Consider the following 258-nt stretch of genomic DNA (forward strand, 5'->3'; position numbering starts at 1 on the left):
CTGACATACAGTCCGGCCACACGGTCAACGGTGGTGCGGCCGTTGTGCGAGTCGCCGCTTTGGGCGGTGCTGCTTTGGAGGGTGATGTTGTCGGCTTTGAGGCTGAGCAGCCGTTCGGCTTCGATGCTGCCGCCGGTGATGTCGATTTGTTGTTGGGCGTCGAGTATGACGTTTTTGCCGCCGATGCGGCCGCTGTTGCTGATGTCGCCGGCGGCCAGATCGACGATGCGCCGACCGGCCAGGGTGCCGCGGTTGTCG

At 64.3% G+C, this 258-nt stretch carries 1 protein-coding gene; it reads right to left on the bottom strand.

All coding sequences use genetic code 11. The features are described 5' to 3' along the window. A partial coding sequence (locus ACTHS4_RS12120) for a hypothetical protein (protein WP_440366011.1) occupies positions 1-258 on the bottom strand: 258 nt, incomplete at both ends.

It is taken from the genome of Neisseria sp. P0014.S009, from assembly GCF_051958155.1.
In the GTDB taxonomy this organism is placed as follows: Bacteria; Pseudomonadota; Gammaproteobacteria; order Burkholderiales; family Neisseriaceae; genus Neisseria; species Neisseria flavescens_C.